We start from the raw sequence: 26,663 nt of genomic DNA on the forward strand, positions 1-26,663 counted from the left end.
ATGCAATCACGTCGTCCAATGCCGGACCAATCCACACGCCTCGCTGCGCTGGGAGCCTTCTGTGACAGCGCGTTGGATACCTATCCCGAGCTCAGACGATATGACGAATTCGAAATCGATATCTGGGATGGCATCGACTTCCTGGGCATTGCCAACGACTGGGTCAGGCAGCAGCCACAGGAAGGCGCCAGGGCACTGGCGGACGGTTTTGTGTTCCCGATCGTCTGGGACGACTTGAAAGACCGCCGCGACCAACAGCGCTACGGCCTGCAATATCGCATTTGCGATGCGTGGGTGACTGCCCACCCCGATGCCTATGCGCTGGAGCAGATCTGTGCGCGACTGCAGCACATGCTGCAATTTGCTTTCGAGGACAGCGACTATCCACTGCCCACTGATGACGACGATCCAGCCTATTACCGCAGACGTCCGGAACACGCCTGGGCCTTTCCCGATGTGTCGGATTGCATCAACCGCCTGAGCGATTACCCGTCCACCCCGGCCTGGCAAACGTTCGCCGAATGGTTGCTGGACGGCAGTTGGAACCGTGTGCAGCCACCGTCCTCGCCTGATGAAGAGCAAAGGCGACTCGCCGACGCGTACATCTACGTGCACAACGAGATCCGGCGCATTGCTCTGGGCCTGATGGAAGCAGGCCGGCTCGATTACCCTCGCTTCGCCCGGGCGGCCAACACCTGGGGTCGCGCCATGATGTTCTATACAGACGCCGCCGGGCTCGGCAGTGATGACGTGGACTCGAATCGGTACGCCGGTGAAGCGTTAGACGAGGACGCCCCAGATGACGAAGCCCCTGACGACGAAGCGTGCGAGACGGAGCAACCTCAGCGCGAAGATTCACTGATCGAGGAGCCGGCCGACGTGCCACCTGAACTGGCGAACTTTACCGTTCGTTATGTCGAGGACGCCCTGGCCGGATTACCCGATAATGCCGAGAAGCTGGCGGACACCTTCCGTTCGGTGCAGGCCTATCAGACCCGCTGGCTGCTGTTGGCCCTGGCGGCCATCGAACGTCTGGGTATGACACCCGACACCTTTCACGACAGCTTCGGCAGTACGGCCGCGGTGCTCGAACGTTTCCTGTCGCTCCAGCAATTGCCCAAGGAGCAATCGGCGGAGCTGCTCGCGCCACTGACCCGTTTTTCAAGAGATACCCTGCTGACCGCCCTGCCCTACGCCGGGCACGCCAGCCGAGTGGTACTCGACGCGCTCGGCTGGGGTGATCTGCAAGGCTTCCAGCGTGAATACCTGAACATCGCCCTCGCCCCCCAGTCCGGCTGGGGCAGCGACCTGCCCAATACGCTGGATGCAACCGTGGGTGTGGTGGACCGCTATCTTCTGGACAAGGCGCTGGCCGAAGCTGACCCGCAGCACTTGCGCGAATACCTCGCCGCACTCGCTCCCTCGCACTGGGCGTTTCCCGAAACCCGCGTGCTGCTCGATGCCTATCAGGGTATCGGTCGTCCCGCACTGGAAAAGAAGCTGACCCGCCACGCCCAGCCGGCAATGCGCATCTATGGGGTATTGCCCGTCACGCATTCGGACGACGTACGCCAGCGCTACCTGAAGCTCAAGAAATTGCACCAGGAGGTGCGTAAATACGGCGCTCAACGACAGGCCAACTCCCACGCGGCGATTCAGGCGGGGCTGGAAAACCTGGCGCGTGTTGCCGGTTATCCATCGGCGATTCGCCTGGAATGGGCCATGGAATCGGAGATCTCCGAATCCGCCATGACGGCCGCCACCATCGATGGCTATGACGTCACGCTGGTGAGCGACGGCTTGTCGCCCACGTTGCGCATCTGCAAAGCCGGAAAGACGCTCAAGACCGCACCGCCAGCGATTCGCAAAAACGCGGACTTCCTTGCTCTCAAAGCACAGCAGGCCCAGATCCAGGAACAGACTTCACGCTTCTGCCGCACTCTGGAAACGATGATGAGCAGCGGCGAAACCCTGGCTCTGGATGTCCTGAAAACCCTACTGAAAATGCCTACGGTCCGCCTGCTACTGGAGCAACTCATCGTTCAAGCCGACGACGCTGTGCTGGGCTGGCTCGACAGCACGACGCTGTCAGTGACCGACATTGAAGGGCGCCAGTACACCGTTAAACAGAACCTGCGCATTGCACACCCTTTTCATCTGTTCACGGCAGGACAACTGTCGGCCTGGCAGAAAGCGGTCGTCAGCCACCGCCGTGTACAGCCCTTCAAACAAGCCTTTCGCGAGCTGTACCTGCTGACCCCCGCCGAGCGAGATACACACGTGTGGTCCAATCGATTTGCCGGCCACCGCCTGAAAGGCAAAGTGGCCGCACGGTTGCTGCAGGTTCGCAACTGGTCGACCTCAAGCGTCGAAGACATCTATTACGAGAGCAAGGAGCACGGCATCTACGCCACGTTCAATTTTCTGGATACCGGTCATTACCTGTCCCAAACAGAACACTTCACCTTCGACACGATTGCGTTCTACCGCGACCAGAAAGCCTTGCCTCTTGAACAGGTACCGCCACTGCTGTTTTCAGAAGTCATGCGTGATGCCGACCTACTGGTCTCCGTGGCCCACGCCGCGGACGGCTATAGCACCAGTCAGGAAACCCTGCAGCGACGCGCCGAACTGGTCGCGGAGCTGACTCGGGGGCTGGGACTGCAAAACGTCAGATGTGAAGGGCATTTCCTGCACATTACCGGCCAGCGTGCGAACTACCGCATTCACCTGGGCAGCGCGGCCATCCATATCGAACCCGGCAACTACCTGTGCATCGTGCCTGTTAGCGGCAGCGCCACCGAGTTCTACCTGCCGTTCGCCGACACCGACAGAAAAATGGCTGAGGTGCTGAGCAAGATGTTCCTACTGCTGGACGACATGAACATCACCGACAGCCAGATACTCGAACAGATACAGCTGGCGAGCTGATGTCAGGCTTTGCTCAGGCCGCCGCCACAGCAACGCCCGGCACCACCACCGCACTCATTCCCTCCTTCATCCGCTTGGCATCCCTCACAAAGCACCGCGAAGACATAAACAAAAACACCATCGTCAAAAACAACGCCACCGGAATCAGATACATCGCGTCGTGCAACCCGATGGCCTTGAACGCCTCGGTCATCTGATCGACGCCAGCCGCCGCCATCGCCGTGCGGGCGAAGTAATCGGACAGCCCGCCCACCACCACCGGTCCCAGCCCCCCGCCTAGCAAATAAAGCCCGGCAAAGTACAACGCCATCGCCGTGGCGCGCAGGCGCGGTTCAACCACGTCCTGGATCGCCGTGTAGACGCAGGTGTAGAAGTTATAGGCAAACAACCAACCGACGCTGAACACCGCCACGAACACGCCAATTTCAATACGCCCCGCGCGCAGGGCCCAGGCCGTGGTGACCGTCGAGATCGCCAGGCTGAACGCCGCGAACAGCAGGCGGCCGTTAGGTACGCGCTGGTGAATCTTGTCAGCGACCCAGCCGCCCAGGGTAAGGCCGAACAACCCGGTCACGCCCACCATGATCCCGGTGGCGACGGCCGCCTCATGCAGCGGCATCAGGAAATAGCGCTGCAGCATCGGCACCAGGAACGAGTTGCAGGCATACGTCGCAAAGTTGAAGCACAGCCCCGCCAGCACCAACCAAAGAAATGTCGGTATCGCCAATACCCGACGAACAGGCCGGTCGACCTTCTCCTGGGACACTTGCACGGTTTCCGCCGCGCCGCGCTTGGGTTCCTTGATGAAAAACATGAACACCGCCAGCATCAGCCCCGGTACCGCCGCGATGAAGAACGGTGCACGCCAGCTGTCGAACGCCTTGACCATCGCGCCAATGGTAAAGAACGCCAACAGCAGGCCAAGGGGCAGGCCGAGCATGAAGATGCCCATCGCCCGCGCCCGACGATGGGCCGGGAACAGATCACCGATCAACGAGTTGGCGGCCGGTGCATAACTGGCTTCACCAATACCCACGCCCATGCGCACCAAGAGAAAAGCCCAGAAGCTGCCCACCAGGCCGTTGACCGCCGTCAGTCCGCTCCAGGCTGCCAGGCCCCAGCCCATCAACTTGCTGCGCGAACCGGTATCGGCCATGCGCCCCAGCGGCAGCCCGGCAATGGCGTAGACAATGGTAAACGCGGTGCCGATGATCCCGATCTGGAAGTCGCTGAGACTCCACTCCATACGGATCGGCTCGATAATGATCGCCGGAATGGTGCGATCGAAGAAGTTGAACAGGTTGGCCAGGAACAGCAGGAACAGAATGCGCCAGGCATTCGCCGCTTGGGTCGAGTTCTGCATGGGTCCGTCTCTTTTATTGTTATGGGGCAGCGGCGAGGCATCCGAGCCCGGAACCTGCAATCTAGACAGCAGTGCGAGGACTGTCTCCAATCATTCGCAAGGTTGATACCCGACCATGGCGCGTCAGGTATTTCTTGATGCCGCTCAAGTCTTTGTAACAATTGCCATCACTTTGCCTTTTTTCGGTTAAAGATCATCGCTCCGTGGCCGATTCAACGTGATCAGGAAAAGTTTCTCCCCAGCGCTGCTCAGGCTGTAGCCCTGACCGCTTGGGCCGACCTTCGCGCCATTCAGGACGCGAGCTTCCATCCGCGATGGTTCGATGACAGAGATTGTCGAACCGACCAGTTCAGGCATACGGCGCACAATGACTTCCAAAAAAACAGCCACTGCGGTTTCCGATCTGACCCTGAGCCCGGCCGCCAACGGCCCTGAAGCCCCGACGCTTTCGAGCAGCTCGCGATCCCTGGCGACCCAGCAATATCTGTATTTCACCGAAACCAACACCGACCGCATCCTCGACAACCTCGATGGCCTGCGCGATGCCGTGTTCCCACGCCCTCCTCATCTGGTGGATGACGAGAGCGAACGTGGGCAGCAGGAGTTCCCCTCGGTGTGCCTGATCGGCCTGGGGCGCTGCGGTTCCAACATCGCCCTCGACGTGGCAGAGCTGGTGTACAACGCCCGCAAGTTCTACCTCAACGAATTCAACGCCGAAGACAAAAGCTACAGCGACAAGGGCTACCGCCCTACGCAGTGGATCCGCAATAACCTGCGCCTGGGCAGCAACAAGGCCAGCAAACCGGTGTTCTTGGTCGAGCCTCTGGTGATGCTCGGCGACTTGGACAAAGACATCGCCGGACGCATCCGCTTCTCGCGCAAAGGCGAGAAAAGCGGTTTCCTGCGTGACTACAGCAAGATGAAAATCATGGACTTGTCGGAAGTCCACGCCGGTGGTGCCGGTAACGCGCCGATCCTGGGCCAGTACCTGGCCAAGATCATCCTGAACAAGGACACCCAGCGCTTCTCCAGCCCCGATTGGAAAATGATCCACTCGTACCTGATCGACAGCTGCGGCATCAAGGCCAACCAGTCGCGCCTGTACTTCTCGATCTTCAGTGCCGGTGGCGGTACCGGTTCGGGCATGGCCTCGGAATTCGGCCTGGCCCAGCAGTATTCGTACATGAACAAAACGTTCGACACCAAGCCGATGGACGAACACGACAGCAAGAGCGGCCACTCCTTCGTCTTCGAGCCGATCTTCACCAGTGGCATTTGCGTGCTGCCGAACATTTCCGACCACCGCAGCGAAATGTCCGAGGCGCTGCACATCAACGCCGGACGCCTGCTGTGCAAATACCTGTCGGAAGAATGGGATTTCTCGTACAACTTCGCCAACGAAGACAGCAGCGAAGCCAGCGTGATGGGCCGTATCCGTCCGTGGAACGCAATGATGCTGATCTCCAACGACATCATGCGTTATGCCGAAGAAAGCGATGACGGCAACATCCAGAACATTGATGTCAATGCCATGGAGAAGCACGCCAACCAATACATCTCCCAGCAGATTTTCAACATCCTGACCGCCCAGGCCGTCACGACCGACTACGACCAGAACTACTTCCGCCGTGCCGGCATCGACATCGGCGAAACCATTCGCCTGGACGCCAACGACCTGTTCATGAGCCTGGCCGGCCCGGTGGCGATTGCCTACGCCGAATCCGTCGTCCCGGAAACCCCGGCGCCGAGCGGCGACAAGTTCAAGGTGTTCGAAAAAGAGCCGCCGCGCCTGAACATCGATGATCTGTTCTTCCGCTCCATCGACCTGCCGCACTTCAACAAAGTGACCCAGGCCATCGAAGGCATCAGCCTGTTGCCGATCGAATCCAAGCGCTACCGGGCTTCGCTGGAGCAATACAAGAATTCCGGCTACGACGCCGCGGCCCTGCACGACCTGCATTTCTTCAAGAATTGCTCGTCGGTGGTGTCCATCGTCTCGCTGCCCAAGGACTACAAGCTGTCCTACATGGACCTGAACCGGCTCAAGACCCACCTCAACAGCCTGTTCCCCAACACCACGCTCAAGCGTTACGCACTGGTGATCGGCGCTTCGGCCAACCTGTCGCTGACCACCCTGATCGCCAAGAGCCCGTGCCTGTCGGATGACTTCCTGACGTTGATCGTGGCCTTTATCAAGCGCTGCTTTGCGCGCACGCCATATCGCTTCGACGACACCCTGGACAACTCGATCCTGGACTTCATCATCAACGAGGACTTCGACGAGGCACGGATCGACGAGCTGCTCAACGAATTCGAGAACCCGGCGAAGATCCTCGACACCAACTGGTATGCGATCAAGCCGATGTACGAGAAGAAGTACCGCGAGCTGATCAACGACAAGGAAAAATTCGTCTCGATCAACGACATCCGCCTGTCCCGCGACTGCGTGAAGAAGTCGATCAAGTACCTGCGCGAGATCTACCGTCACCGTATTGGCAAGACCAAGGTTATTTCCTTGAATAACCATACGGGCAAGAGTTATTGAGGCGGGTTTGATACCGCGTCGCGCCTTTCGCGAGCAAGCCCGCTCCCACATGGAACCGCGTTTCTTCAGAAGGAATGCGGTCCACTGTGGGAGAGCGGGCTTGCTCGCGAATGCGGCCTTGAATACACCATCGCGACAACATCCAGAAACAATTGAGCAGCCCAAAGGCTGCCCCCCAAACTGTTCCCGTTACGTATACGTCACCCTCCCCTGTGGCGTTTCACCACGGCAGGTGGCCATCACGCTACGCACCTACACACTTTTGAAGGGTCGAAATCGCGAACCAAATTGGTGCACTGATCAGTTTGATGCTCTTTCCTGGATCATTATCCAAGGTGAAACCACCACCGCCCAAAGCTGCGGATTACGTTCCAGAAAATCCAGCGCCCGCGTTTCAGACAGCTTGGCGAGCTGGTCCGCGGCCAGCCAGGCGGCGACTTTGGTACCTTCGTCCTGGGCGACGGCTTCGGCGGCGGCGATCAGATCCAGTGCCGGGTCGACCCACAATAGGGCACCCTTGGCAAAGAACGGCTCCAGCTCCTTCCAGGTGATGGATGCGGTTTCACCAAGCAGCTTGGCATAGAGGGTGCTAGGTTCTTGATTCATGGGACCTGTCCGGAAAAGAAATCGGCGCGAATGATAACGTCGGTGGTCTGGCAGAAAAACCCGGTAGCAAATGGAGTACCGATTGAAGAACACAGGAACGCCAGGGATTGCCGAGATGTCATGACAGCCCCCGCCGCTATTCTGTCTTTTTCTTTCAATAAAGCGACACCCTCAGGTTTTGCCCCCAAGCGCCAGCTTCCCTTGCCAACAATCGGCGCTCTACACTGTACCGGTACAGTTGCCGGGGGCATTTTCCGCGAGGATATCCAAGATATCTGACCCGGTTCTGCTGCTACGGCGCCAGGACTATAAAAACTACAACAGCATGAGTGGAGCACTATGACTAAGGCTACTAAGCAGATTTCCAAACTGTTTGCCGCTATGGTTCTGGCAGGGGTTGCCAGCCATTCGTTCGCCGCCGACACCATCAAGATCGGCATCGCCGGCCCAAAGACCGGCCCTGTAGCCCAATACGGCGACATGCAGTTCAGTGGCGCCAAGATGGCCATCGAACAGATCAACGCCAAGGGCGGCGTCGACGGCAAGCAGCTCGTCGCCGTTGAATACGATGACGCCTGCGATCCAAAACAAGCGGTCGCGGTCGCGAACAAAGTCGTCAACGACGGCGTCAAGTTCGTGGTCGGCCACCTGTGCTCCAGCTCCACCCAGCCAGCTTCGGACATCTACGAAGACGAAGGCGTCGTGATGATCACCCCGGCCGCTACCAGCCCGGACATCACCGCTCGTGGCTACAAGATGATCTTCCGCACCATCGGCCTGGACAGCGCCCAAGGCCCTGCGGCCGGCAACTACATCGCCGACCACGTCAAGCCGAAGATCGTTGCGGTCCTGCACGACAAGCAGCAGTACGGTGAAGGCATCGCCAGCGCCGTGAAGAAAACCCTCGAAGGCAAAGGCGTGAAAGTGGCGGTCTTCGAAGGCGTCAACGCCGGCGACAAAGACTTCTCCTCGATGATCGCCAAGCTCAAGCAAGCCAACGTCGACTTCGTCTACTACGGCGGCTACCACCCGGAGCTGGGCCTGATCCTGCGTCAATCCCAGGAAAAAGGCTTGAAAGCCAAGTTCATGGGTCCGGAAGGCGTGGGTAACGACTCGATTTCGCAGATTGCCAAGGATGCTTCCGAAGGCCTGTTGGTGACCCTGCCGAAATCCTTCGACCAGGATCCTGCCAACGTTGCCCTGGCTGATGCATTCAAGGCCAAGAAAGAAGACCCGAGCGGTCCGTTCGTGTTCCCGTCCTACTCCGCTGTCCAGGTGATTGCCGGTGGTATCGAAGCGGCCAAGAGCGAAGACGCGGCCAAAGTGGCTGAAGCCATCCACAAAGGCACTTTCAAGACCCCAACCGGTGACCTGAGCTTTGACGCGAAGGGCGACCTGAAGGACTTCAAGTTCGTGGTCTACGAGTGGCATTTCGGCAAACCTAAAACCGAAGCTTCGCCTCAGTAAGGCCTTGCCTGACTGACTGCCAATAAAGCCCACGGCGTGCCGTGGGCTTTGTTTTAAATGTATTGGGCCGCGCTGGCGTGATCCGCCAGTCTCCCCACCTGAAAATCTCAAAACCGTCATCAGCGGTTCGCTGGCAAACCTCGTGTTCGAAGTGGATGCAGATCCACGGGACCCGGGCGGGAAAATGACTCCACCAGTGAAATGCGTATCAGGTTTTTAGGAGCGCTGTAATGCCTGACATCTATCACTTCTTCCAGCAGCTGGTTAACGGCCTGACCGTTGGCAGCACGTATGCCCTGATCGCCATCGGCTATACGATGGTCTACGGCATCATTGGAATGATCAACTTCGCCCACGGCGAGGTGTACATGATCGGCTCCTACGTGGCGTTCATCGCCATTGCCGGGCTGAGCATGATGGGACTCGACAGTGTCCCGCTGTTGATGACCGCGGCGTTTCTCGCGAGCATCGTCGTCACCAGTTCCTATGGCTACAGCATCGAACGAATCGCCTACCGCCCCCTGCGCGGCAGCAACCGTCTGATCCCGCTGATTTCCGCCATCGGCATGTCGATATTCCTGCAGAACACGGTACTGCTTTCGCAAGACTCCAAGGACAAATCCATTCCCAACCTGATCCCGGGCAATTTTTCCATCGGGCCAGGTGGCGCACATGAAGTGCTGATTTCCTACATGCAAATCGTGGTGTTCGTGGTGACCTTGGTCGCCATGCTCGGCCTCACGCTGTTCATCTCCCGCTCTCGCCTGGGTCGCGCCTGCCGCGCCTGCGCCGAAGACATCAAGATGGCCAACCTGCTGGGCATCAACACCAACAACATCATCGCCCTGACCTTCGTCATCGGTGCGGCCCTGGCGGCCATCGCCGCGGTGCTGTTGAGCATGCAATACGGCGTGATCAACCCCAACGCCGGGTTCCTCGTAGGCCTCAAAGCCTTCACCGCCGCAGTACTGGGCGGTATCGGCAGTATCCCCGGCGCCATGCTCGGCGGGCTGGTACTGGGCGTCGCGGAAGCCTTTGGCGCCGACATCTTCGGTGACCAGTACAAGGACGTCGTGGCGTTCGGCTTGTTGGTTCTGGTTCTGTTATTCCGGCCGACCGGCATCCTGGGCCGCCCGGAGGTTGAAAAAGTATGACTAGGCATCTCAAATCGGCGCTCTTCAGCGCCCTGCTGGTCTGGGCCGTGGCCTATCCGGTACTCGGTCTCAAACTGACCATCGTCGGCATCAACCTGGAAGTGCATGGCACCAGTCCGGCTATCCTGATGACCATCGCCGTGTGTTCGCTGTTGATGTTCCTGCGCGTGCTGTTCAGCACGCAGATCAGCGCGGCGTGGAAGTCTTCGCCCGGCTTGCCGGTGATCCCGGCCAAGGCCAGCAACTTCCTGACCCTGCCGACCACCCAGCGCTGGATCGTATTGGCGCTGATCGTCGTGGCCCTGGTGTGGCCGTTCTTCGGTTCCCGCGGTGCGGTGGACATTGCCACGCTGATCCTGATCTACGTGATGCTGGGCCTGGGCCTGAACATCGTCGTAGGCCTGGCCGGCCTGCTGGACCTGGGTTACGTCGGCTTCTACGCCGTCGGTGCCTACAGCTATGCGCTGCTGTCCCACTACTTCGGCCTGAGTTTCTGGATCTGCCTGCCGATTGCCGGGATGATGGCCGCCACCTTCGGTTTCCTGCTGGGCTTCCCGGTGCTGCGCTTGCGCGGTGACTACCTGGCGATCGTGACCCTGGGTTTTGGCGAGATCATCCGTCTGTTCCTGCGCAACCTGACCGACATCACCGGTGGCCCGAACGGTATCAGCAACATCCCCAAGCCAACGTTCTTCGGACTGACTTTCGAGAGAACCGCCGCCGAAGGCCTGCAGACCTTCCACGAGTACTTCGGCCTGGAATACAGCTCGATCAACAAGGTGATCTTCCTTTACCTGGTTGCCCTGTTGCTGGCCCTGGCCGCGCTGTTCGTCATCAACCGCCTGCTGCGCATGCCGATCGGCCGTGCGTGGGAAGCATTGCGTGAAGATGAGATCGCCTGCCGTGCCCTGGGTCTCAACCCGACCGTGATCAAGCTGTCGGCCTTCACCCTCGGTGCCGCGTTCGCCGGTTTTGCCGGTAGCTTCTTCGCCGCCCGCCAGGGCCTGGTGACGCCCGAATCCTTCACCTTCATCGAGTCGGCGATCATCCTCGCCATCGTGGTGCTGGGTGGGATGGGCTCGCAGTTGGGCGTGATCCTGGCGGCCATCGTGATGATCCTGTTGCCGGAAATGATGCGTGAATTCAGCGAATACCGCATGTTGATGTTCGGCGCCTTGATGGTGCTGATGATGATCTGGCGTCCTCAAGGTCTGCTGCCTATGCAACGCCCCCACATGGAGCTGCGCAAATGAGCCGCGAGATTCTGAAAGTCGAAAACTTGAGCATGCGCTTCGGCGGTTTGCTGGCGGTCAACGGCGTGGCCCTGACCGTGAAAGAGAAACAAGTGGTTGCGTTGATCGGGCCGAACGGCGCGGGCAAGACCACGGTGTTCAACTGCCTGACCGGCTTCTACCAGCCCACCGGCGGCACCATCCTGCTGGACGGCGAGCCGATCCAGGGCCTGCCCGGCCACCACATCGCTCGCAAGGGCGTGGTGCGTACCTTCCAGAACGTGCGGCTGTTCAAGGACATGACGGCGGTCGAGAACCTGTTGATCGCCCAGCACCGTCACTTGAACACCAACTTCTTTGCCGGTTTGTTCAAGACTCCGGCGTTCCGCAAGAGCGAACGCGAGGCCATGGAGTACGCCGAATACTGGCTGGACAAGGTCAACCTCACCGAGTTCGCCAACCGTACCGCCGGCACCCTGGCCTACGGTCAGCAACGGCGCCTGGAAATCGCCCGCTGCATGATGACCCGTCCGCGGATCCTCATGCTCGACGAACCGGCCGCCGGCCTGAACCCGAAGGAAACCGAAGACCTGAAGGCGCTGATCGGCGTGCTGCGTGAGGAGCACAACGTCACCGTGCTGCTGATCGAACATGACATGAAGCTGGTCATGAGCATTTCCGACCACATCGTCGTGATCAACCAGGGCACCCCCCTGGCCGACGGTTCACCGGAACAGATCCGCGACAATCCTGAAGTGATCAAAGCCTACCTGGGGGAAGCGTAAATGCTGCAGTTCGAAAACGTTTCCACCTTCTATGGCAAGATCCAGGCCCTGCACAGCGTCAACGTCGAAGTCCGCCAAGGCGAAATCGTGACGCTGATCGGAGCCAACGGCGCCGGCAAGTCTACCCTGTTGATGACGCTCTGCGGTTCGCCCCAAGCCCACAGCGGCAGCATCCGCTACATGGGTGAGGAACTGGTGGGCCAGGACTCTGCGCGAATCATGCGCAAGAGCATCGCTGTGGTGCCGGAAGGTCGTCGGGTATTTGCCCGGCTGACCGTGGAAGAAAACCTCGCCATGGGCGGATTTTTCACCGATAAGGGCGATTATCAGGAACAAATGGACAAGGTGCTGCACCTTTTCCCACGCCTGAAAGAACGCTTTACCCAGCGCGGCGGCACCATGTCCGGCGGCGAACAGCAGATGCTCGCCATCGGCCGTGCGCTGATGAGCAAGCCCAAGCTGCTGCTGCTCGACGAGCCTTCCCTGGGCCTGGCACCGATCATCATCCAGCAGATCTTCGACATCATCGAACAACTGCGCAAGGATGGCGTGACGGTGTTCCTGGTGGAGCAGAACGCCAACCAGGCGCTGAAAATCGCCGACCGGGCGTATGTGTTGGAGAACGGTCGCGTGGTAATGCAAGGCACCGGTGAAGCCTTGCTGACCGATCCGAAAGTGCGCGAGGCGTATCTGGGCGGTTGAGTGACATGTAAAAAAAACGGCCTTCGGGCCGTTTTTTTATCTGGATCTCAAGTGAATGACTTTGTGGCGAGGGAGCTTGCTCCCGCTGGGCTGCGAAGCGGCCCCAAGATTTTGCGGTTGCTGCGCAACCGAGCGGGAGCAAGCTCCCTCGCCACGGGTTTTGCAGTAAATAAAAAAAATCCGAAATCCGCTGTAACACTCCTCCACCTCCCCTCTCTAGTTCAGCAGACCGGCGCTAACGCCGGTTCATTTCCCTGAATGACTGGAGAATCATCATGACTGCTTCGACCCGCACCCTGTCCGCCACCGCCCTGGTCCTCGCCCTGGGTTCTGCCCTGAGCATGACAGCTGTCTCGACCGTCCACGCAGCTGACGACACCATGGAAAAATGCTTCGGTGTTGCCCTCAAAGGCATGAACAACTGCGCCGCCGGCGCCGGTACCACCTGCGCCGGTACCGCGAAAATGGACTATCAGGGCAACGCCTGGAAATCGGTACCCAAAGGCACTTGCACCACCCTGGAAAGCAAAACCTCCCCGACTGGTTTCGGCCAGCTCGAAGCGTTCAAAGCCAAGTCCTGATCGCGTCTGCCTGAGGCCCGTCACCATGTTGAATACCCCATCCCTCGCCACTGATAACCGGCTGCCGCCAAGGGCAGGGTTGGGGCTCAAGAGTGAGCATTTTCGTGAGGTGCTCCAGACCCTACCGGATCTGGGTTTTTTCGAAGTGCACGCAGAAAATTACATGGTGGCTGGCGGGCCACTTCATCACTACCTGGGGCGGATACGCGAACAGTACCCGTTGTCGTTGCACGGCGTCGGTCTGTCAATCGGCGGGGAGGAGCCGCTGGATGTCGCACATTTGCAGCGCCTGGCCGCACTGATCGAACGCTATCAGCCCCAGTCCTTTTCCGAACACCTGGCCTGGTCCAGCCACGGCCCGGTGTTTCTCAATGACCTGCTGCCCCTGGCCTACGATGAGCCGACCCTTGAGCGCGTCTGCGAACACATCGACCAGGTGCAGTCCTGCCTCAAACGCAAGCTGCTGTTGGAAAACCCGGCCACCTACCTGGCGTTCGAAGCCTCGACCCTCGACGAGCCACACTTCATTAGCGAAGTCATTCGTCGCACCGGCTGCGGTCTGCTGCTGGATGTGAACAACCTCTACGTTTCGTGCGTCAACCACTGCCGCGATCCACTGGCCTACCTCGACGCCCTGCCCCTGCAAGCGACCGGGGAAATTCACCTGGCCGGCTTTGCCGAAGACACCGACAGCCTCGGCGAGCGTCTGCTGATAGATAACCACGGCGCCCTCATCGATAACGAAGTCTGGCGGCTGTATCGCAAGGTCCTGGAACAGACCGGGCCGGTAGCCACCCTGATCGAGCGGGACAACCACATCCCCGCATTGGAGGTGCTACTGACCGAAGCACGCCAGGCCGAGCGACTGTTAAGCACCGCTGGAGCCCGGCCATGAAACGCCAGAGCGAATTTGCCGCGGCCCTGCTCGACCCGCGCCTGGCCTGTCCGCCGGGACTGATCAGCGCCAATGGCGCCGATCCTGAGAGCCGCTTCGCGGTGTACCGCAACAACGTGCTCAGCTCATTGATCAACGCCTTGGCCGACAATTACCCCGTGGTGGCGCAACTGGTGGGCAAGGCATTTTTCCAAGGCATGGCCGATGTATACATTCAACTAGCAGCACCGCGCAGCCCGATCATGAGCGACTACGGCGCCGAGTTTGCCAACTTTATCGAACATTTCGAACCCGCCGCCTGCGTGCCCTATTTGGCGGACGTAGCCCGCCTGGAGCGGCTGCAAGTCGAGGCTGGGCATGCAGCCGACGCCCAGCCCATGAGCCAGGCGCGAATCGTGGAAGTGCTGTCGTCCCCTGCGCTTGCAGCGGATTTGAAGTTTGTTTTTCACCCATCACTGCGCCTGCTGCAATCACCTTTCGCGGTGGTCGCGATCTGGGCCGCCCATCAGCAAGAGCCTCCGGTACCGTTCGAACCGCGTTCTGCGCAAAACGCACTGTTACTGCGCAACGGCCTCGACGTGGAGGTGCTCGCAATCAGTCACGGCGCCCTTGCCTTGATCACTTCCTTGCAGCAGGGCCTGCCCCTTACGACGGCCATGGAGGCCGCAATCGAGCACCACACCGATCTCAACCTGAAGCACATCCTGGCGGGGCTCATCCGCCATCAAGCCATTATTGATCTCCTACCTGCACAGGTAACCCAATGAACGCTCTGATTGCTGGTTTCATTCAATGGCTGGAGAAAATCCCTCATAGCCTGATCGCCTTTATTGCCCGTTTTTCCATCGCCGCGGTGTTCTGGAAATCCGGCCAAACCAAAATCGAAGGCCTGGCCATCGACCTGTTCGACGGCACCTTCCAGATCAGCCTGCCGCATCTGGCGGACTCCACCATTCCCTTGTTCAAAAGCGAATACGCCTTGCCGTTGCTGTCGCCGGAACTGGCCGCGCACCTGGCGGCCTCCGCCGAGCATGTGTTCCCGGTGCTGATTCTGCTGGGTCTGGCGACACGCTTATCCGCGCTGGCCTTGCTGGGGATGACCTTGACCATTCAACTGTTCGTCTACCCGGATGCCTACCCGACCCATGGCACCTGGGCGGCGGTCTTGCTCTACCTGATAGCCCATGGGCCGGGGGTGCTGTCGATCGATCATCTGATTGCCAAGCGTTACGCCCACAACTGAACACAGCCCCCCTGTGGGAGCGAGCTTGCTCGCGAAGGCGGTGGATCAGCTTGCATAAATGCCTAATGTGCCGCCGCCTTCGCGAGCAAGCCCACTCCCACAAAGGGTATCCAACGAATGGACTATCGCTGCAGCCGATCCAGTGCCTCGCCGCTGCGCTTGAACCAGTCGATCAAATAGTCGGCCAGCACCTGGGTGCGCTTGGGCAAGCCCCCCTGATACGGATGCACCAGGTACATCGGCATGCGCCGGGTCTGGTAATCGCGCAACAACCAGCGCAGGCGTCCATCGGCCAGTTCCTCATGCAGCAAGTAAGACGGCAACCGAGCGATACCTGCACCAGCCAGGGCAGCTTTCTTCAACAGGCTGTAGTGATTGCTGGCGAACGGCCCCGACACCCGGACCCGCAGTAATTCGTGTTGCTGGTGATAAAGCCATTCTTCCCGACCACTGTAATGGCTGTTCAGCAAGCAGCGATGGTCAGCCAGGGCTTGGGGTGTCTCGGGTTCGCCATAGTGCTCGAGGTAAGCCGGGCTGGCGCAGGTCATTTCGTGCCACGCCAACAGCGGCCGGGCCACCAGGCGATCGTCGATGGCGGCGTCGGAGCGGATCGCCAGGTCGAAACCATCGCGGGTCAAGTCACGGTAACCGTTGTTCAGTTCCAACTCGATCTGTACGTTGGGATAGGTGCGCGCGAACTCCAGCAGCAAACCTTCAAAAAAGGTTTCGCCCAGCGAAACAGGAACGGTCATGCGCACCGGCCCGGAAACATCGTCCTTCAACCGCGCCAACGCCTGACGCGCCCTTTCCACCTGCACCAGCAATGCCTGGGCCTGGGGCAACAACGCCGCCCCAGCCGCCGTAAGGCTCAGGCGTCGCGTGGTGCGTTGCAGCAACACCACGGAAAACCGGCTTTCCAATCCGCTGATCCGCTTGGACAACTGGCCTTTGCTACATCCCAATTGTTGGGCAGCCAGGGTGAAGCTGCCGGCCTCCATCAATACGGCAAATGCCGCCAAATCATCCATCTCGCTCATCGGGATTGTTTCCAAATGAAAACCAAAGGTTGCCTATTAGCAGGATTATCGCTGGAAAAATCCGCTCTAGACTACAAGCTCATTCACACCCTTTGAGGACCCACTCATGAAAATCCTGTTGATCGGCGCCAATGGCACCATCGGTTCGGCCATTGATAATGAACTGTCGCCGCGCCACGAAATCGTTCGGATCGGTCGCCAAAGCGGTGAACTGCACGTGGACATCAGCGACAGCGCCTCGATCCGCGCCCTGTTCGAAAAGACCGGTCGCTTCGATGCCCTGGTCTGCGCGGCTGGCAATGTCACGTTTGCACCCTTGGGCGATATGACGGAAGAAAGTTTCGCCCTGGGCCTGAAGGATAAACTGATGGGCCAGGTCAACCTGGTGCTGATCGGTCGCGAATACGCCAACGACGGTGCGTCGTTCACCTTGACCACCGGCGTGCTCAGCCACGACCCGATCAAGAGCGGCGCGTCGGCGGCCCTGGTCAACGGTGCTCTGGACAGTTTCGTGCGGGCGGCGGCAATCGAATTGCCACGGGGCTTGCGGGTCAACTCGGTGAGCCCGAACGTCTTGCTCGAAGCCATGGACAAATATGCCCCCTACTTCCGCGGCTTCAAGCCGGTGCCGGCGGCTGATGTCGCCTTGGCTTACGCCAAGAGCGTCGAAGGCCTACAGACCGGTCAGACGTTTCACGTGGGCTAACTCCCCTTGTGATGCAGGATCAGTCTGAGTAACGTGGCGGCACTTGTCTGGAGACCCAATGATGCGTGCCGCCCGCTCCCTGCTGTTTGTCGCCCTCCTGCCGCTCTTCGCCGGCTGTCAATTGCTCGACGCACCGCGTCAGAGCGCCTCCCATGCCGGCCAGACGCGCACGCAGGGCGAACTCACCGCAGCCGATGGCAAGCTGGTGTTCCAGCCCTGCCAGGAACAGCGCCGATACATCGTCAACGACAGCGGTGGCACCAGTGTGCTGCAGCAGGCCGCCAGCCTGGCGGATGACCGGGGCAAGCTGTTTGCCGATGTCCGGGGCTATGTCGTCTCCAGCGCGACGGCCGGAACCGATAGCCAATTGAACCTGGAACAGCTGTATCGCCTGGAGCGCTCGGGGACTGCTTGCGACGACGTGAACTTCAAATTGTTGATCCTGCGCGCCGCTGGCCACGGGCCTGAGTGGAACCTCAAGGCCAACGGCAAGGGCCTGGTGCTCGAGCGCGAGGGCCAAGCGCCACTGGCGGTGCCTTTCATGGAGGAGCAACTGGGCGACGGCCGGTTCAACCTCAGCACCGAAGCCAATGGCCAGAAGGTCGAACTCTGGGTTGCGCCCCAGCGCTGCGTCGACAGCGTGACCGGCAGCGTGCAACACATGAGCGCCGAACTGCGGGTCAATGGCCAGGTCCAGCGCGGCTGCGCCTATTTCGGTGGCGCACGTAACGACTGATTCCGTTGTGTCACGGCTGCTTTAAGTGAACAGCATTGTAGGGGAACCGGGGATTGCAGCTTATAATCGCCGGCTTCAAACGCCTTGGCGCAGTTGTGCGCCCCGCGAACCGGATCCCCGTCATGTTACGAATCACCGAACTCAAGCTGCCGATCGATCATCCCGAAGAAGACCTGCGCCCTGCCATCCTGCAGCGCCTGGGCATCGCCAGCGATGATCTGCTCGACTTCACCTTGTTCAAGCGCAGCTACGATGCGCGCAAGAAATCTTCCGAACTGTGCTTCATCTACACCATCGACCTGGCGGTACGCGATGAAGCCGCCCTGCTGCGCAAGTTCGCCGATGACCGTAACGTCAACGAAGCGCCGGATATCAGCTACAAAGTGGTTGGCCAGGCGCCGGCTGACCTGAGCGAGCGCCCGATCGTGGTCGGCTTCGGACCCTGCGGGATCTTCGCCGCGATGTTGCTGGCACAGATGGGCTTCAAGCCGATCGTCCTGGAGCGCGGCCCGGAAGTCCGCCAGCGCACCAAGGACACCTGGGGCCTGTGGCGTAAAAGCGTGCTCAACCCCGAGTCCAATGTGCAATTCGGTGAAGGGGGCGCCGGGACATTCTCCGACGGCAAGCTCTACAGCCAGATCAAGGACCCGAAATTCCTCGGCCGCAAAGTCCTGCACGAATTCGTCAAGGCCGGGGCACCGGAAGAAATCCTCTACGTCAGCAAGCCGCACATCGGCACGTTCCGCCTGACCGGCGTGGTGGAAAACATGCGTGAGCAGATTCGCGCCCTGGGGGGCGAGGTGCGCTTCCAGCAGCGGGTCACCGATGTGCTGATCGAGGACGGCCAACTGGTCGGCGTCGAACTGGCCGGTGGTGAACGCATTCATTCGAAACATGTGATCCTGGCCTTGGGCCACAGCGCCCGGGACACTTTCCGCATGCTTCACAGCCGCGGCGTCTACATGGAGGCCAAGCCGTTCTCGGTGGGTTTCCGTATCGAACATCCGCAATCGCTGATCGACAGCGCGCGCCTGGGCAAATACGCCGGGCACCCGAAACTCGGCGCCGCCGATTACAAACTGGTGCACCACGCCAAGAATGGCCGTTCGGTGTACAGCTTCTGCATGTGCCCGGGCGGCACCGTGGTGGCGGCGACCTCCGAGCCGAACCGCGTCGTGACCAACGGCATGAGCCAATATTCGCGCAATGAGCGCAACGCCAACTCCGGCATCGTCGTGGGTATCACCCCGGAAGTGGATTATCCGGGCGGTCCGCTGGCAGGGATCGAGTTGCAGGAACGCCTCGAATCCCACGCCTTCGTGCTTGGCGGCAGCAACTACGAAGCGCCGGCGCAACTGGTGGGTGATTTCATCGCCGGTAAGCCATCGACGGCCCTGGGCAGCGTCGAACCTTCCTACAAGCCGGGCGTCTCGCTGGGCGACTTGGCCCTGGCCCTGCCGGACTTTGCTATCGAGGCCATCCGCGAAGCCTTGCCGGCGTTCGAGAAACAGATCCGCGGCTACTCGCTGCATGATGCCGTGCTGACTGGTATCGAAACCCGCACTTCATCGCCCCTGCGCATTACCCGCGATGAGTCGCTGCAGAGCCTGAACGTGAAGGGCCTGTTCCCCGCCGGCGAAGGTGCTGGTTACGCGGGGGGGATCCTGTCGGCAGGCGTGGACGGAATCCGCATTGCCGAAGCGGTGGCACGGGATATCCTCGGTCTCGAAGCCTGAGGGGCCAATGACTCAGGCTAAGTAGATAGCATGACCCTGTGGGAGCGGGCTTGCTCGCGAATGCTGTACATCATTCACCGATAAGTTGACTGACCCACCGCCTTCGCGAGCAAGCCCGCTCCCACAAAAGACCTAAGTGTCTTCAAGGTCAGATATTGGCCCGCAACACACTCTCCGGCAGCGCCTCGCCCCGCTCCACACTTGCCGCCACGACATCCATCAGTTCACTCAATTCATACCCCTGGGCCTTGAGCCACACCGGGTCGTAATAGGTGGTCGCATAGCGCTCGCCACCATCGCACAAGATCGCCACGATCGACCCCGACTCGCCGGCTTCCACCATCTGCCGCGCGGCAATCAATGCGCCGATCAGGTTGGTGCCGCTGGAACCACCGACCCGCCGTTCCAGGCGCTGGGCCAGATAGTGCATGGCTGCCAGCGACAAGGCGTCAGGCACCTTGACCATCGCATCGATGACTTTCGGCAAAAACGACGCTTCGACTCGCGGCCGGCCAATGCCTTCGATGCGCGAGCCACAATCCAGGCGCAGGCTGGCATCGCCGCTGCGGTAGTAGTCGAAGAACACCGAACGCTCGGCGTCGGCACACAACACGCGAGTGCCATGTTGACGATAGCGAACGTAGCGCCCCAGGGTGGCCGTAGTGCCGCCGGTACCAGGACTGGAAATCAGCCAGCTCGGCTCCGGGTGCCGCTCGAAGCGCATCTGCTGGAAAATCGACTCGGCAATATTATTGTTGGCCCGCCAGTCCGTGGCCCGTTCGGCATAGGTGAACTGGTCAATGAAGTGGCCGTCGTGCTCGCGGGCCAGGCGTTCGGATTCGGTGTAGATCTGCGTAGGATCATCCACCAGATGACTCTGGCCGCCGTAGAAGGCGATTTGTGCGATTTTTTCCCGAGAGGTGGTGGCGGGCATCACCGCAATGAATGGCAACCCCAACAACCTGGCGAAGTACGCTTCGGAGATCGCCGTCGAGCCGCTGGAGGCTTCGATCACCGGAGCACCCGGCTTGAGCCAGCCGTTACACAATGCGTAGAGAAACAACGACCGTGCCAATCGATGCTTGAGGCTACCGGTGGGATGGCTGGATTCATCCTTGAAGTACAGCTCGATGCCTGGCAAGCCGGGCAGCGGCAGCGGGATCAGGTGAGTATCGGCGCTGCGCTGGAAGTCAGCTTCAATGATACGGATCGCTTCACGCGCCCATTGGCGGTGCTCATTCATGGTGTTGTCTCACAGGATCGGTTCGACGCAGGGAAACCGCGCGGTCAGCCAGGTACGGCCTGGTTTCGGAAAAACCAGTCACAAGTTTAGGAAAAAACCGACATCGCGCACAGGTACAGCTAAGGTCCAATATGACCGGTAACTGCCCGACCGCCTGGCAAAGGCGTTGTAACGACATATAACAAAAAAGAATATAACTTTTGTTTTAACAACTAACAGTACGGGTTAGGGTGTGCCATCTTTTTGATTCGATGAATGGAGAGCAATCTTGGCTCTACGCAATTCTCTGACACGTTTCTTCCAACTCGAAGCGGCCAGCGGCCTGTTGCTGATCGCCGCCGCCGTGCTGGCGCTGGTCATCAATAATTCGCCCCTCTCTTGGCTCTATAACGGCCTGTTGGATACGCCGGTGGTCGCCCAGGTGGGCGCCCTGAAGATCGCCAAGCCTCTGCTGCTGTGGATCAACGACGGCCTGATGGCGATGTTTTTCCTGCTCATCGGCCTCGAAGTCAAACGTGAGGTGCTCGATGGGCAACTGTCGAAACCTTCGCAAATCGTCTTGCCTGGCGCGGCGGCGATCGGCGGCATGCTGGTGCCTGCGCTGATCTATTGGTTCCTCAACCGCGACAATCCCGCCGCCCTCGCAGGCTGGGCGATCCCGACCGCCACCGACATCGCTTTCGCCCTCGGTGTACTGGCCTTGCTGGGTAAGCGGGTGCCGGTGTCACTCAAGTTGTTCCTGATGACCCTGGCGATCATCGACGACCTGGGCGCGATTATCATCATCGCCATTTTCTACTCCGGTGCCCTGTCCACGTTGTCACTGATGCTGGCCGCGGCCTGCATCGCCGCGCTGGTGGCAATGAACCGAATGGGCGTGGTCAAGCTCGGGCCCTACATGGTCGTTGGCCTGATTCTCTGGGTCTGTGTGCTCAAGAGCGGTGTCCATGCCACCCTGGCCGGAGTGACCCTGGCGTTCTGCATTCCGCTGCGCACGAAAAACGCCGAAACCTCACCGCTGCTGACCTTGGAACATGCCCTGCATGCCTGGGTGGCCTACGGCATCCTGCCGCTGTTCGCCTTCGCCAATGCCGGCCTGTCGCTGAGCGGCGTCACCGTCGAAAGCTTCACCCACCACGTGCCGATGGGCATTGCCGTCGGGCTGCTGCTGGGCAAGACCGTTGGAGTCTTCGGCCTGACCTGGCTGGCCGTGAAAATCGGCATCGCCAGCCTGCCGGCCGGGGCCAACTGGGGCCAGATATTGGGCGTGGCGATCTTGTGCGGTATTGGTTTCACCATGAGCCTGTTCGTCGGCTCCCTGGCGTTCGAGCCTGGTGTGAGCGACTACGCGGGCATGGACCGGATGGGAATCCTCACCGGTTCGATCCTGGCGGCGTTGTTGGGTTACGCGGTGGTGGCAGCAGCCAGCAGAAAGCAGGCGGTGCTGGGGTCCTGATTAGGACATCTGATATACGCCCGCCGTCCCTGTGGGAGCGGGCTTGCTCGCGAAGAGGCCGGCACATCCAACAATTTCATTGGCTATGACGCTGCCTTCGCGAGCAAGCTCGCTCCCACAATTGGATCGGGTTACAGCCGAAGAGACAGGCCGGTTATAAGGCCGCCTCGCGCTAGCTTTTGATCTGGGCCCCCCGTTAACCATGAGGGCATGCCGAGCCCAGGCGAGGAACCACGTGGTAGGACAAGGGCGTTTTGGTCATGAGTCTCGCCCGTCAATCAGTGCGATACGCGACTCGTACCATCCACAGTAGAAATACGAACCCGCTCACCCACCCGGAACACCTCGTTCTCCTGCACCTGCTGCACATAGGCACGCATGCTGCCATCGTCTTCGCGAACGGTGATTTCCACACCCTGCGTCCGAGTCAGGCCTTCTTCAGTAGCGGAGCCGATCAGCCCACCCGCCACGGCGCCGATCACTGCGGCGACGATGCTGCCACGGCCACCACCGATGGCGCTACCGCCGACACCACCAACCACCGCACCAGCCGCACCGCCGATCGGGGTCTTGGTGCCTTCGATCTTCACTGGACGCAGGGACTCGATAGTCCCCATACGAATCGTCTGCACGCGACGCGCTTCGTCACGGGAGTAAGAGTCACCGGTCAGGCTCGACTGACAACCAGTGAGCAACATCGCCATCGTGGAAAAAGAAGCAACCAGCAAAACAGACTTACGCATAGGATCCACTCCAAAAGACAGTGATTCATTAAACTCCGCAGCTTGACGCCTGTCACGGCCTGGCCGGGATAAAATTGCTTTCATTCAGGTGGGATACAGGCGCACCCGAAAAATTCACCAAACAGTAGCGCCAATTTCCGAAACCTGCGTCATCCACCCAGGATTTTTTCATGGATTACTTCATCATCATCGCCACCACCGTTGCCGGTCTGTATTTCCATTGGTGGCTCTACGTGCGGATCAAACGCTGGATGGACCGCGACCTGGCGCTGTCATTGGCGGGCAAGGATGAGCTGAAGAAGGCCTACATGCTGGAACAACTGGCCCACGCCCGGGAGCAGGGAATCAAGCGCCGGGATCTGCCGCAGTGGCTGCACACCGCTGCGGCAGGTTATGGGGCTAAGGCGCCAGGCGCTCGCGAATCCAACTTGCCCCTTGCAGGCGGTAGTTGAGGCGATCGTGCAGGCGGCTCGGGCGGCCCTGCCAGAACTCGATGCGCTCGGGCAGCAAGCGGTAACCGCCCCAATGCTCCGGACAATGAGGCTGACTGTCGCTGAAACGTTGTTCGGTGGCCTTGAGCAGGTCTTCCAGCTCACCGCGTCCGGCAATTACCCGGCTCTGGGGTGAAGCCCACGCCCCAAGACGACTGCCCAATGGGCGTACTTGGTAATAGGCGTCGGACTCCTGCGCCGTCACCTTCACCACCTCGCCTTCGATTCGCACCTGGCGCTCCAGGGAAGGCCAGAAAAACGTCATCGCCGCGAATGGGTTCGCAGCCAGTTGCTGCCCCTTCGCGCTGTCGTAGTTGGTGAAAAATGTGAAGCCCTGGGCATCCAGCCCCTTGAGCAGCAGGATCCGGCAATGCGGACGCCCATCTGCATCCACCGTCGCCAGGGTCATGGCGTTGGCCTCCACCGGGGCCTGCTCGGTTTTTACTGCGTCGGCGAACCACTGATGGAACAATGCAAACGGCTCGGCCGGGGCTTGCGCCTCGGTCAGGCCATCGCGGGTGTAGTCGCGGCGCATATCAGCCAGCGCTTGGGTCATGACGCATTCCTTGTGGTTAGCCCATCACTGCTTGGAGGTATCGGCGGCCGCGACTTTCTTGGTATCGGTGGCGGCTTTGGCCGGTTGGGGTTTCTTCGCCGGGGTCGTGGTCTTGGCCGGCGCTTTTTTCGCTGGAGCCTTGGCGGCGGCCTTTTTGGCCGGGGCTTTCTTGGTGGCCGGGGTCGTTGCTTTTTTCGCCGCTGGCGTCGGGGCCGGGGCGGCAGGCTTGACGTCCTGGGCCGCCACCATCGTTACAGGGGCCGGCGCCGGCATGTTGTATTTGCTCAACAGCGCAACCATGGTGTTCTGCGGGGTCACCAGCAACTCCACACGGCGGTTCAAGGCGCGGCCTTCCACGCTGTCATTGGCCGCACGGGGTGCCACTGCGCCCATGCCGCGCAGCATCAAGCGGTCACGCTGCAAGCCGCTGAGACGGAAAATCGCCGCCACGGACTGGGCACGTTCCTGGCTGAGCTTCAGGTTGGCCGGTGCAGCGCCCGACGTGTCGGCGTGACCCAGAATCAGCACGGCGGTCTTCGGATCTGCCTCGAGGATTTTCGCAACGCGGGTGAAGGGGCCGAGGGTCACTGGCAGCAACATGGCCGGACGGTCCGGGTTGAACGAGCTGTCCACCGGAGCGGTGACCACCAACACGTTGTCGCGACGTTCAAGTTCCAGCTTGCTGTCCTGGATGGCCGTGCGCAGCTTCGGCTCGTAGTCGTCGAGCCAGGCCTGGGTGACTTTTGGGTCCGGCATCGGCACCGCCTTGGCGGTTTCCTGGTCCTTGCCACCGAACGGCCACCACCATTTGCCGTTGCTTTCGGCTTCGGCCTTGGCAATGGCCGGCGCCTTGGCTTCAGGCTTGGCTTCGGGTTTCACTGCATCTTTTTTGGCGACGTCGGCACCGTCGTCGGAAGAAAACGGCCACCACCCATGAGTGGCACCCTCGGCCTTGGCTTGGGGTGCAACGGCGGCCGGCTTCAGAGGAGCCGTTGGTGCCGTTGGCGGCGTTTCCTTGGCCGCCACTTTGTCGGAGGAACCGAACGGCCACCAGCCACTGCCGCCCTCGGCATCATTTTGTGGGGTTTGTGCGCAACCGGTAATAGCGAAGCACAGCGCCAGAGCGAGCGTTTTATTCGATGACATTGGATATCCACAAAATGATTTGAATGAAAAATAAAAGGCCAGGTTCGGCCGCATAAACAGACGCTTGGAAACTGAAAAGGACACGAGGTTCCTGTGTCCACTGCCTTCAATGGCTTTTTACAGACAAGTGGCAAGTACCCTCGCCAGGTTCTGAGCGCGCGGGTCCATCAACACATAAGGCCCGAGAGTGTTCGTCACGAAGCCGAACGCCACATCATGCTCTGGATCGGCAAAACCGATGGAGCCCCCTGCCCCCGGATGTCCAAATGCTCGCGGGCCGAGGCCGTAGGTCGCGTTCGGTACGTCCGGCTGGTCGAGCATGCATCCCAGGCCAAAACGGGTCTGGGTCAGCAGTGTCTTGTCTTCGCCGAAGCTGTGCTGGCGAGTCAGCTCGTCAAGCATTTCGCCTTCCAGCAAGCTTCCGTCCAACAGCCCGGCGTAGAACCCTGCCAGGCTGCGCGCATTGCCGTGGCCGTTGGCCGCCGGCTGCTGCATGCGCCGCCATTGCGGTTTGTTGGTGCTGGTCATGATCGACGGCGGGTTGGTGAATGCGCGGGTAGTCATGGCCGTGGGTTCGCGCATCGTCACTTGCAACAGACGCTGGGCCGCCGCATCGCCGGCATTGCCTTTGCCGCGGGCGATATGGGCCACGCGGTGAAACTCTTCGTCGGCCAGGCCTACATGAAAATCCAGCCCCAACGGTTTGGCGACCCGGGCCACGATGGATTCGCCCGGACCACGACCGTCAGCCCTGCGCAACAACTCGCCAACCAGCCAACCGTAAGTGATCGCGGCGTAACCGTGGCCTTCGCCCGGCGTCCACCACGGTGTTTCAGCGGCCAGCGCATCGACCATGGTTTGCCAGTCATACAGCGCTTCGGGCGGCAGCAGTTCGCGCAACGCCGGGAGCCCGGCCTGATGGCAGAGCAACTGGCGCAGGGTAATGGAGGCCTTGCCGGCCGCAGCGAATTCTGGCCAATAGCGGGCAACCGGGGCGTCCAGTTGCAACTTGCCTTCGGCCACCAGTTGCAGGGCAGTGACGGCCGTGAAGGTCTTGGTGCAGGAAAACAGATTGGCGATGGTGTCGCTGTGCCACGCTTCACTGCCATCCTTGTCAGCCGTGCCGGCCCACAGATCGATCACCGTGCGGCCACCGACCTGGATACACAGCGCCGCACCGCGCTCTTGAGGATCGTCGAACAGTGCCGCGAAGGCTTCACGCACCGCTTCGAACTGAAGCTCATAATGACCTTGAATCTGCACCCGCAACTCCTTTGAAACAAAGACTTTTCAGAGTGGCTGGCATTGT

Annotated in this window: 24 protein-coding genes; 16 read left to right on the forward strand and 8 right to left on the reverse strand. The window is 60.3% G+C overall.

What is annotated here, in order from left to right:
- Positions 1 to 2,931, forward strand: coding sequence for a DUF4132 domain-containing protein (locus PFLQ2_RS07020; protein WP_003184657.1), 2,931 nt, complete (start codon positions 1 to 3; stop codon positions 2,929 to 2,931).
- 13 nt (positions 2,932 to 2,944) lie between these two features.
- Here PFLQ2_RS07020 and PFLQ2_RS07015 read toward each other — a convergent pair whose 3' ends face one another.
- On the reverse strand, positions 2,945 to 4,294 hold the full coding sequence (locus PFLQ2_RS07015; RefSeq protein ID WP_003184659.1) for a spinster family MFS transporter: 1,350 nt from the start codon (positions 4,292 to 4,294) through the stop codon (positions 2,945 to 2,947).
- Between the two features lie 367 nt (positions 4,295 to 4,661).
- Between PFLQ2_RS07015 and PFLQ2_RS07010 the strand changes: the two genes are divergently transcribed.
- Complete coding sequence (locus PFLQ2_RS07010) at positions 4,662 to 6,839, forward strand: hypothetical protein (RefSeq protein WP_003184661.1); 2,178 nt, start codon at positions 4,662 to 4,664, stop codon at positions 6,837 to 6,839.
- 300 nt (positions 6,840 to 7,139) lie between these two features.
- Here the strand turns inward: PFLQ2_RS07010 and PFLQ2_RS07005 are convergent, their stop codons facing one another.
- Positions 7,140 to 7,445: a DUF2288 domain-containing protein gene (locus PFLQ2_RS07005; RefSeq protein WP_003184664.1), complete on the reverse strand. Its 306-nt coding sequence runs from the start codon at positions 7,443 to 7,445 to the stop codon at positions 7,140 to 7,142.
- A gap of 339 nt (positions 7,446 to 7,784) precedes the next feature.
- Here PFLQ2_RS07005 and PFLQ2_RS07000 point away from each other — a divergent pair, with 339 nt between their 5' ends.
- From PFLQ2_RS07000 to PFLQ2_RS06960, 9 genes are all read left to right on the forward strand, one after another.
- Positions 7,785 to 8,912 carry a branched-chain amino acid ABC transporter substrate-binding protein gene (locus PFLQ2_RS07000; RefSeq protein ID WP_003184667.1) on the forward strand — a complete coding sequence of 376 codons (1,128 nt, stop codon included), beginning with the start codon at positions 7,785 to 7,787 and terminating at the stop codon, positions 8,910 to 8,912.
- Positions 8,913 to 9,142: 230 nt separating this feature from the next.
- Positions 9,143 to 10,066, forward strand: coding sequence for a high-affinity branched-chain amino acid ABC transporter permease LivH (livH, locus tag PFLQ2_RS06995; RefSeq protein ID WP_003184668.1), 924 nt, complete (start codon positions 9,143 to 9,145; stop codon positions 10,064 to 10,066).
- The gene (locus PFLQ2_RS06990; RefSeq protein WP_003184670.1) at positions 10,063 to 11,319 is read left to right on the forward strand and encodes a high-affinity branched-chain amino acid ABC transporter permease LivM; all 1,257 of its coding nucleotides are present in this window, start codon (positions 10,063 to 10,065) and stop codon (positions 11,317 to 11,319) included. Before livH ends, PFLQ2_RS06990 begins: the two co-directional genes overlap by 4 nt.
- A complete protein-coding gene (livG, locus tag PFLQ2_RS06985; protein ID WP_003184673.1) occupies positions 11,316 to 12,083 on the forward strand; it encodes a high-affinity branched-chain amino acid ABC transporter ATP-binding protein LivG in 768 nt (255 codons plus the stop codon). Before PFLQ2_RS06990 ends, livG begins: the two co-directional genes overlap by 4 nt.
- Positions 12,084 to 12,785: an ABC transporter ATP-binding protein gene (locus tag PFLQ2_RS06980; protein WP_003184675.1), complete on the forward strand. Its 702-nt coding sequence runs from the start codon at positions 12,084 to 12,086 to the stop codon at positions 12,783 to 12,785.
- A gap of 275 nt (positions 12,786 to 13,060) precedes the next feature.
- Positions 13,061 to 13,366 (forward strand): BufA1 family periplasmic bufferin-type metallophore, encoded by a 306-nt coding sequence (locus PFLQ2_RS06975; RefSeq protein WP_003184677.1) that lies wholly within the window; start codon positions 13,061 to 13,063, stop codon positions 13,364 to 13,366.
- 25 nt (positions 13,367 to 13,391) lie between these two features.
- Positions 13,392 to 14,261, forward strand: coding sequence for an MNIO family bufferin maturase (gene bufB, locus PFLQ2_RS06970; protein WP_003184680.1), 870 nt, complete (start codon positions 13,392 to 13,394; stop codon positions 14,259 to 14,261).
- On the forward strand, positions 14,258 to 15,028 hold the full coding sequence (locus PFLQ2_RS06965) for a DNA-binding domain-containing protein (protein ID WP_003184682.1): 771 nt from the start codon (positions 14,258 to 14,260) through the stop codon (positions 15,026 to 15,028). The genes bufB and PFLQ2_RS06965 overlap by 4 nt, the downstream gene beginning before the upstream one ends.
- On the forward strand, positions 15,025 to 15,504 hold the full coding sequence (locus PFLQ2_RS06960; RefSeq protein ID WP_003184684.1) for a DoxX family protein: 480 nt from the start codon (positions 15,025 to 15,027) through the stop codon (positions 15,502 to 15,504). Before PFLQ2_RS06965 ends, PFLQ2_RS06960 begins: the two co-directional genes overlap by 4 nt.
- Positions 15,505 to 15,626: 122 nt before the next feature.
- Here PFLQ2_RS06960 and PFLQ2_RS06955 read toward each other — a convergent pair whose 3' ends face one another.
- Positions 15,627 to 16,541 (reverse strand): LysR family transcriptional regulator, encoded by a 915-nt coding sequence (locus PFLQ2_RS06955; protein ID WP_003184685.1) that lies wholly within the window; start codon positions 16,539 to 16,541, stop codon positions 15,627 to 15,629.
- Positions 16,542 to 16,647: 106 nt separating this feature from the next.
- Here PFLQ2_RS06955 and PFLQ2_RS06950 point away from each other — a divergent pair, with 106 nt between their 5' ends.
- The 3 genes from PFLQ2_RS06950 (at position 16,648) to PFLQ2_RS06940 (ending at position 19,719) form a co-directional block, all read left to right on the forward strand.
- On the forward strand, positions 16,648 to 17,247 hold the full coding sequence (locus tag PFLQ2_RS06950; protein WP_003184688.1) for a short chain dehydrogenase: 600 nt from the start codon (positions 16,648 to 16,650) through the stop codon (positions 17,245 to 17,247).
- A 61-nt stretch (positions 17,248 to 17,308) separates the two neighbouring features.
- Positions 17,309 to 17,983, forward strand: coding sequence for a COG3650 family protein (locus PFLQ2_RS06945; RefSeq protein ID WP_003184689.1), 675 nt, complete (start codon positions 17,309 to 17,311; stop codon positions 17,981 to 17,983).
- A gap of 122 nt (positions 17,984 to 18,105) precedes the next feature.
- Positions 18,106 to 19,719, forward strand: coding sequence for an NAD(P)/FAD-dependent oxidoreductase (locus tag PFLQ2_RS06940; protein WP_003184691.1), 1,614 nt, complete (start codon positions 18,106 to 18,108; stop codon positions 19,717 to 19,719).
- 148 nt (positions 19,720 to 19,867) lie between these two features.
- Here PFLQ2_RS06940 and PFLQ2_RS06935 read toward each other — a convergent pair whose 3' ends face one another.
- Complete coding sequence (locus PFLQ2_RS06935) at positions 19,868 to 20,962, reverse strand: PLP-dependent cysteine synthase family protein (protein ID WP_003184693.1); 1,095 nt, start codon at positions 20,960 to 20,962, stop codon at positions 19,868 to 19,870.
- Between the two features lie 268 nt (positions 20,963 to 21,230).
- Here PFLQ2_RS06935 and nhaA point away from each other — a divergent pair, with 268 nt between their 5' ends.
- On the forward strand, positions 21,231 to 22,418 hold the full coding sequence (gene nhaA / locus PFLQ2_RS06930; RefSeq protein ID WP_003184695.1) for a Na+/H+ antiporter NhaA: 1,188 nt from the start codon (positions 21,231 to 21,233) through the stop codon (positions 22,416 to 22,418).
- Between the two features lie 278 nt (positions 22,419 to 22,696).
- Here the strand turns inward: nhaA and PFLQ2_RS06925 are convergent, their stop codons facing one another.
- Positions 22,697 to 23,161 carry a glycine zipper 2TM domain-containing protein gene (locus PFLQ2_RS06925; protein WP_003184697.1) on the reverse strand — a complete coding sequence of 155 codons (465 nt, stop codon included), beginning with the start codon at positions 23,159 to 23,161 and terminating at the stop codon, positions 22,697 to 22,699.
- A gap of 170 nt (positions 23,162 to 23,331) precedes the next feature.
- Between PFLQ2_RS06925 and PFLQ2_RS28105 the strand changes: the two genes are divergently transcribed.
- Positions 23,332 to 23,613 (forward strand): hypothetical protein, encoded by a 282-nt coding sequence (locus PFLQ2_RS28105; protein WP_050551583.1) that lies wholly within the window; start codon positions 23,332 to 23,334, stop codon positions 23,611 to 23,613.
- Here PFLQ2_RS28105 and pdxH read toward each other — a convergent pair.
- The 3 genes from pdxH to PFLQ2_RS06910 form a co-directional block, all read right to left on the reverse strand.
- On the reverse strand, positions 23,561 to 24,208 hold the full coding sequence (pdxH, locus tag PFLQ2_RS06920; RefSeq protein WP_003184699.1) for a pyridoxamine 5'-phosphate oxidase: 648 nt from the start codon (positions 24,206 to 24,208) through the stop codon (positions 23,561 to 23,563). The two genes, PFLQ2_RS28105 and pdxH, sit on opposite strands and share 53 nt — an antisense overlap.
- Positions 24,209 to 24,232: 24 nt before the next feature.
- Entirely contained in the window at positions 24,233 to 25,354 is a 1,122-nt protein-coding gene (locus PFLQ2_RS06915; protein ID WP_003184700.1) for an OmpA family protein, read from the reverse strand.
- A gap of 117 nt (positions 25,355 to 25,471) precedes the next feature.
- Positions 25,472 to 26,617, reverse strand: coding sequence for an EstA family serine hydrolase (locus PFLQ2_RS06910; RefSeq protein WP_003184702.1), 1,146 nt, complete (start codon positions 26,615 to 26,617; stop codon positions 25,472 to 25,474).
- Positions 26,618 to 26,663: the final 46 nt, after the last annotated feature.

The sequence above is a fragment of the Pseudomonas fluorescens Q2-87 genome (assembly GCF_000281895.1).
In the GTDB taxonomy this organism is placed as follows: Bacteria; Pseudomonadota; Gammaproteobacteria; order Pseudomonadales; family Pseudomonadaceae; genus Aquipseudomonas; species Aquipseudomonas fluorescens_S.

Excerpts from the sequence above, each read along its gene's own strand:
- PFLQ2_RS07020 (WP_003184657.1), top strand. The coding sequence starts at position 1 with ATGCAATCACGTCGTCCAATGCCGGACCAATCCACACGCCTCGCTGCG.
- PFLQ2_RS07015 (WP_003184659.1), bottom strand. The coding sequence starts at position 4,294 with ATGCAGAACTCGACCCAAGCGGCGAATGCCTGGCGCATTCTGTTCCTG.
- PFLQ2_RS07010 (WP_003184661.1), top strand. The coding sequence starts at position 4,662 with ATGACTTCCAAAAAAACAGCCACTGCGGTTTCCGATCTGACCCTGAGC.
- PFLQ2_RS07005 (WP_003184664.1), bottom strand. The coding sequence starts at position 7,445 with ATGAATCAAGAACCTAGCACCCTCTATGCCAAGCTGCTTGGTGAAACC.
- PFLQ2_RS07000 (WP_003184667.1), top strand. The coding sequence starts at position 7,785 with ATGACTAAGGCTACTAAGCAGATTTCCAAACTGTTTGCCGCTATGGTT.
- livH (WP_003184668.1), top strand. The coding sequence starts at position 9,143 with ATGCCTGACATCTATCACTTCTTCCAGCAGCTGGTTAACGGCCTGACC.
- PFLQ2_RS06990 (WP_003184670.1), top strand. The coding sequence starts at position 10,063 with ATGACTAGGCATCTCAAATCGGCGCTCTTCAGCGCCCTGCTGGTCTGG.
- livG (WP_003184673.1), top strand. The coding sequence starts at position 11,316 with ATGAGCCGCGAGATTCTGAAAGTCGAAAACTTGAGCATGCGCTTCGGC.
- PFLQ2_RS06980 (WP_003184675.1), top strand. The coding sequence starts at position 12,084 with ATGCTGCAGTTCGAAAACGTTTCCACCTTCTATGGCAAGATCCAGGCC.
- PFLQ2_RS06975 (WP_003184677.1), top strand. The coding sequence starts at position 13,061 with ATGACTGCTTCGACCCGCACCCTGTCCGCCACCGCCCTGGTCCTCGCC.
- bufB (WP_003184680.1), top strand. The coding sequence starts at position 13,392 with ATGTTGAATACCCCATCCCTCGCCACTGATAACCGGCTGCCGCCAAGG.
- PFLQ2_RS06965 (WP_003184682.1), top strand. The coding sequence starts at position 14,258 with ATGAAACGCCAGAGCGAATTTGCCGCGGCCCTGCTCGACCCGCGCCTG.
- PFLQ2_RS06960 (WP_003184684.1), top strand. The coding sequence starts at position 15,025 with ATGAACGCTCTGATTGCTGGTTTCATTCAATGGCTGGAGAAAATCCCT.
- PFLQ2_RS06955 (WP_003184685.1), bottom strand. The coding sequence starts at position 16,541 with ATGAGCGAGATGGATGATTTGGCGGCATTTGCCGTATTGATGGAGGCC.
- PFLQ2_RS06950 (WP_003184688.1), top strand. The coding sequence starts at position 16,648 with ATGAAAATCCTGTTGATCGGCGCCAATGGCACCATCGGTTCGGCCATT.
- PFLQ2_RS06945 (WP_003184689.1), top strand. The coding sequence starts at position 17,309 with ATGCGTGCCGCCCGCTCCCTGCTGTTTGTCGCCCTCCTGCCGCTCTTC.
- PFLQ2_RS06940 (WP_003184691.1), top strand. The coding sequence starts at position 18,106 with ATGTTACGAATCACCGAACTCAAGCTGCCGATCGATCATCCCGAAGAA.
- PFLQ2_RS06935 (WP_003184693.1), bottom strand. The coding sequence starts at position 20,962 with ATGAATGAGCACCGCCAATGGGCGCGTGAAGCGATCCGTATCATTGAA.
- PFLQ2_RS06925 (WP_003184697.1), bottom strand. The coding sequence starts at position 23,161 with ATGCGTAAGTCTGTTTTGCTGGTTGCTTCTTTTTCCACGATGGCGATG.
- PFLQ2_RS28105 (WP_050551583.1), top strand. The coding sequence starts at position 23,332 with ATGGATTACTTCATCATCATCGCCACCACCGTTGCCGGTCTGTATTTC.
- pdxH (WP_003184699.1), bottom strand. The coding sequence starts at position 24,208 with ATGACCCAAGCGCTGGCTGATATGCGCCGCGACTACACCCGCGATGGC.
- PFLQ2_RS06915 (WP_003184700.1), bottom strand. The coding sequence starts at position 25,354 with ATGTCATCGAATAAAACGCTCGCTCTGGCGCTGTGCTTCGCTATTACC.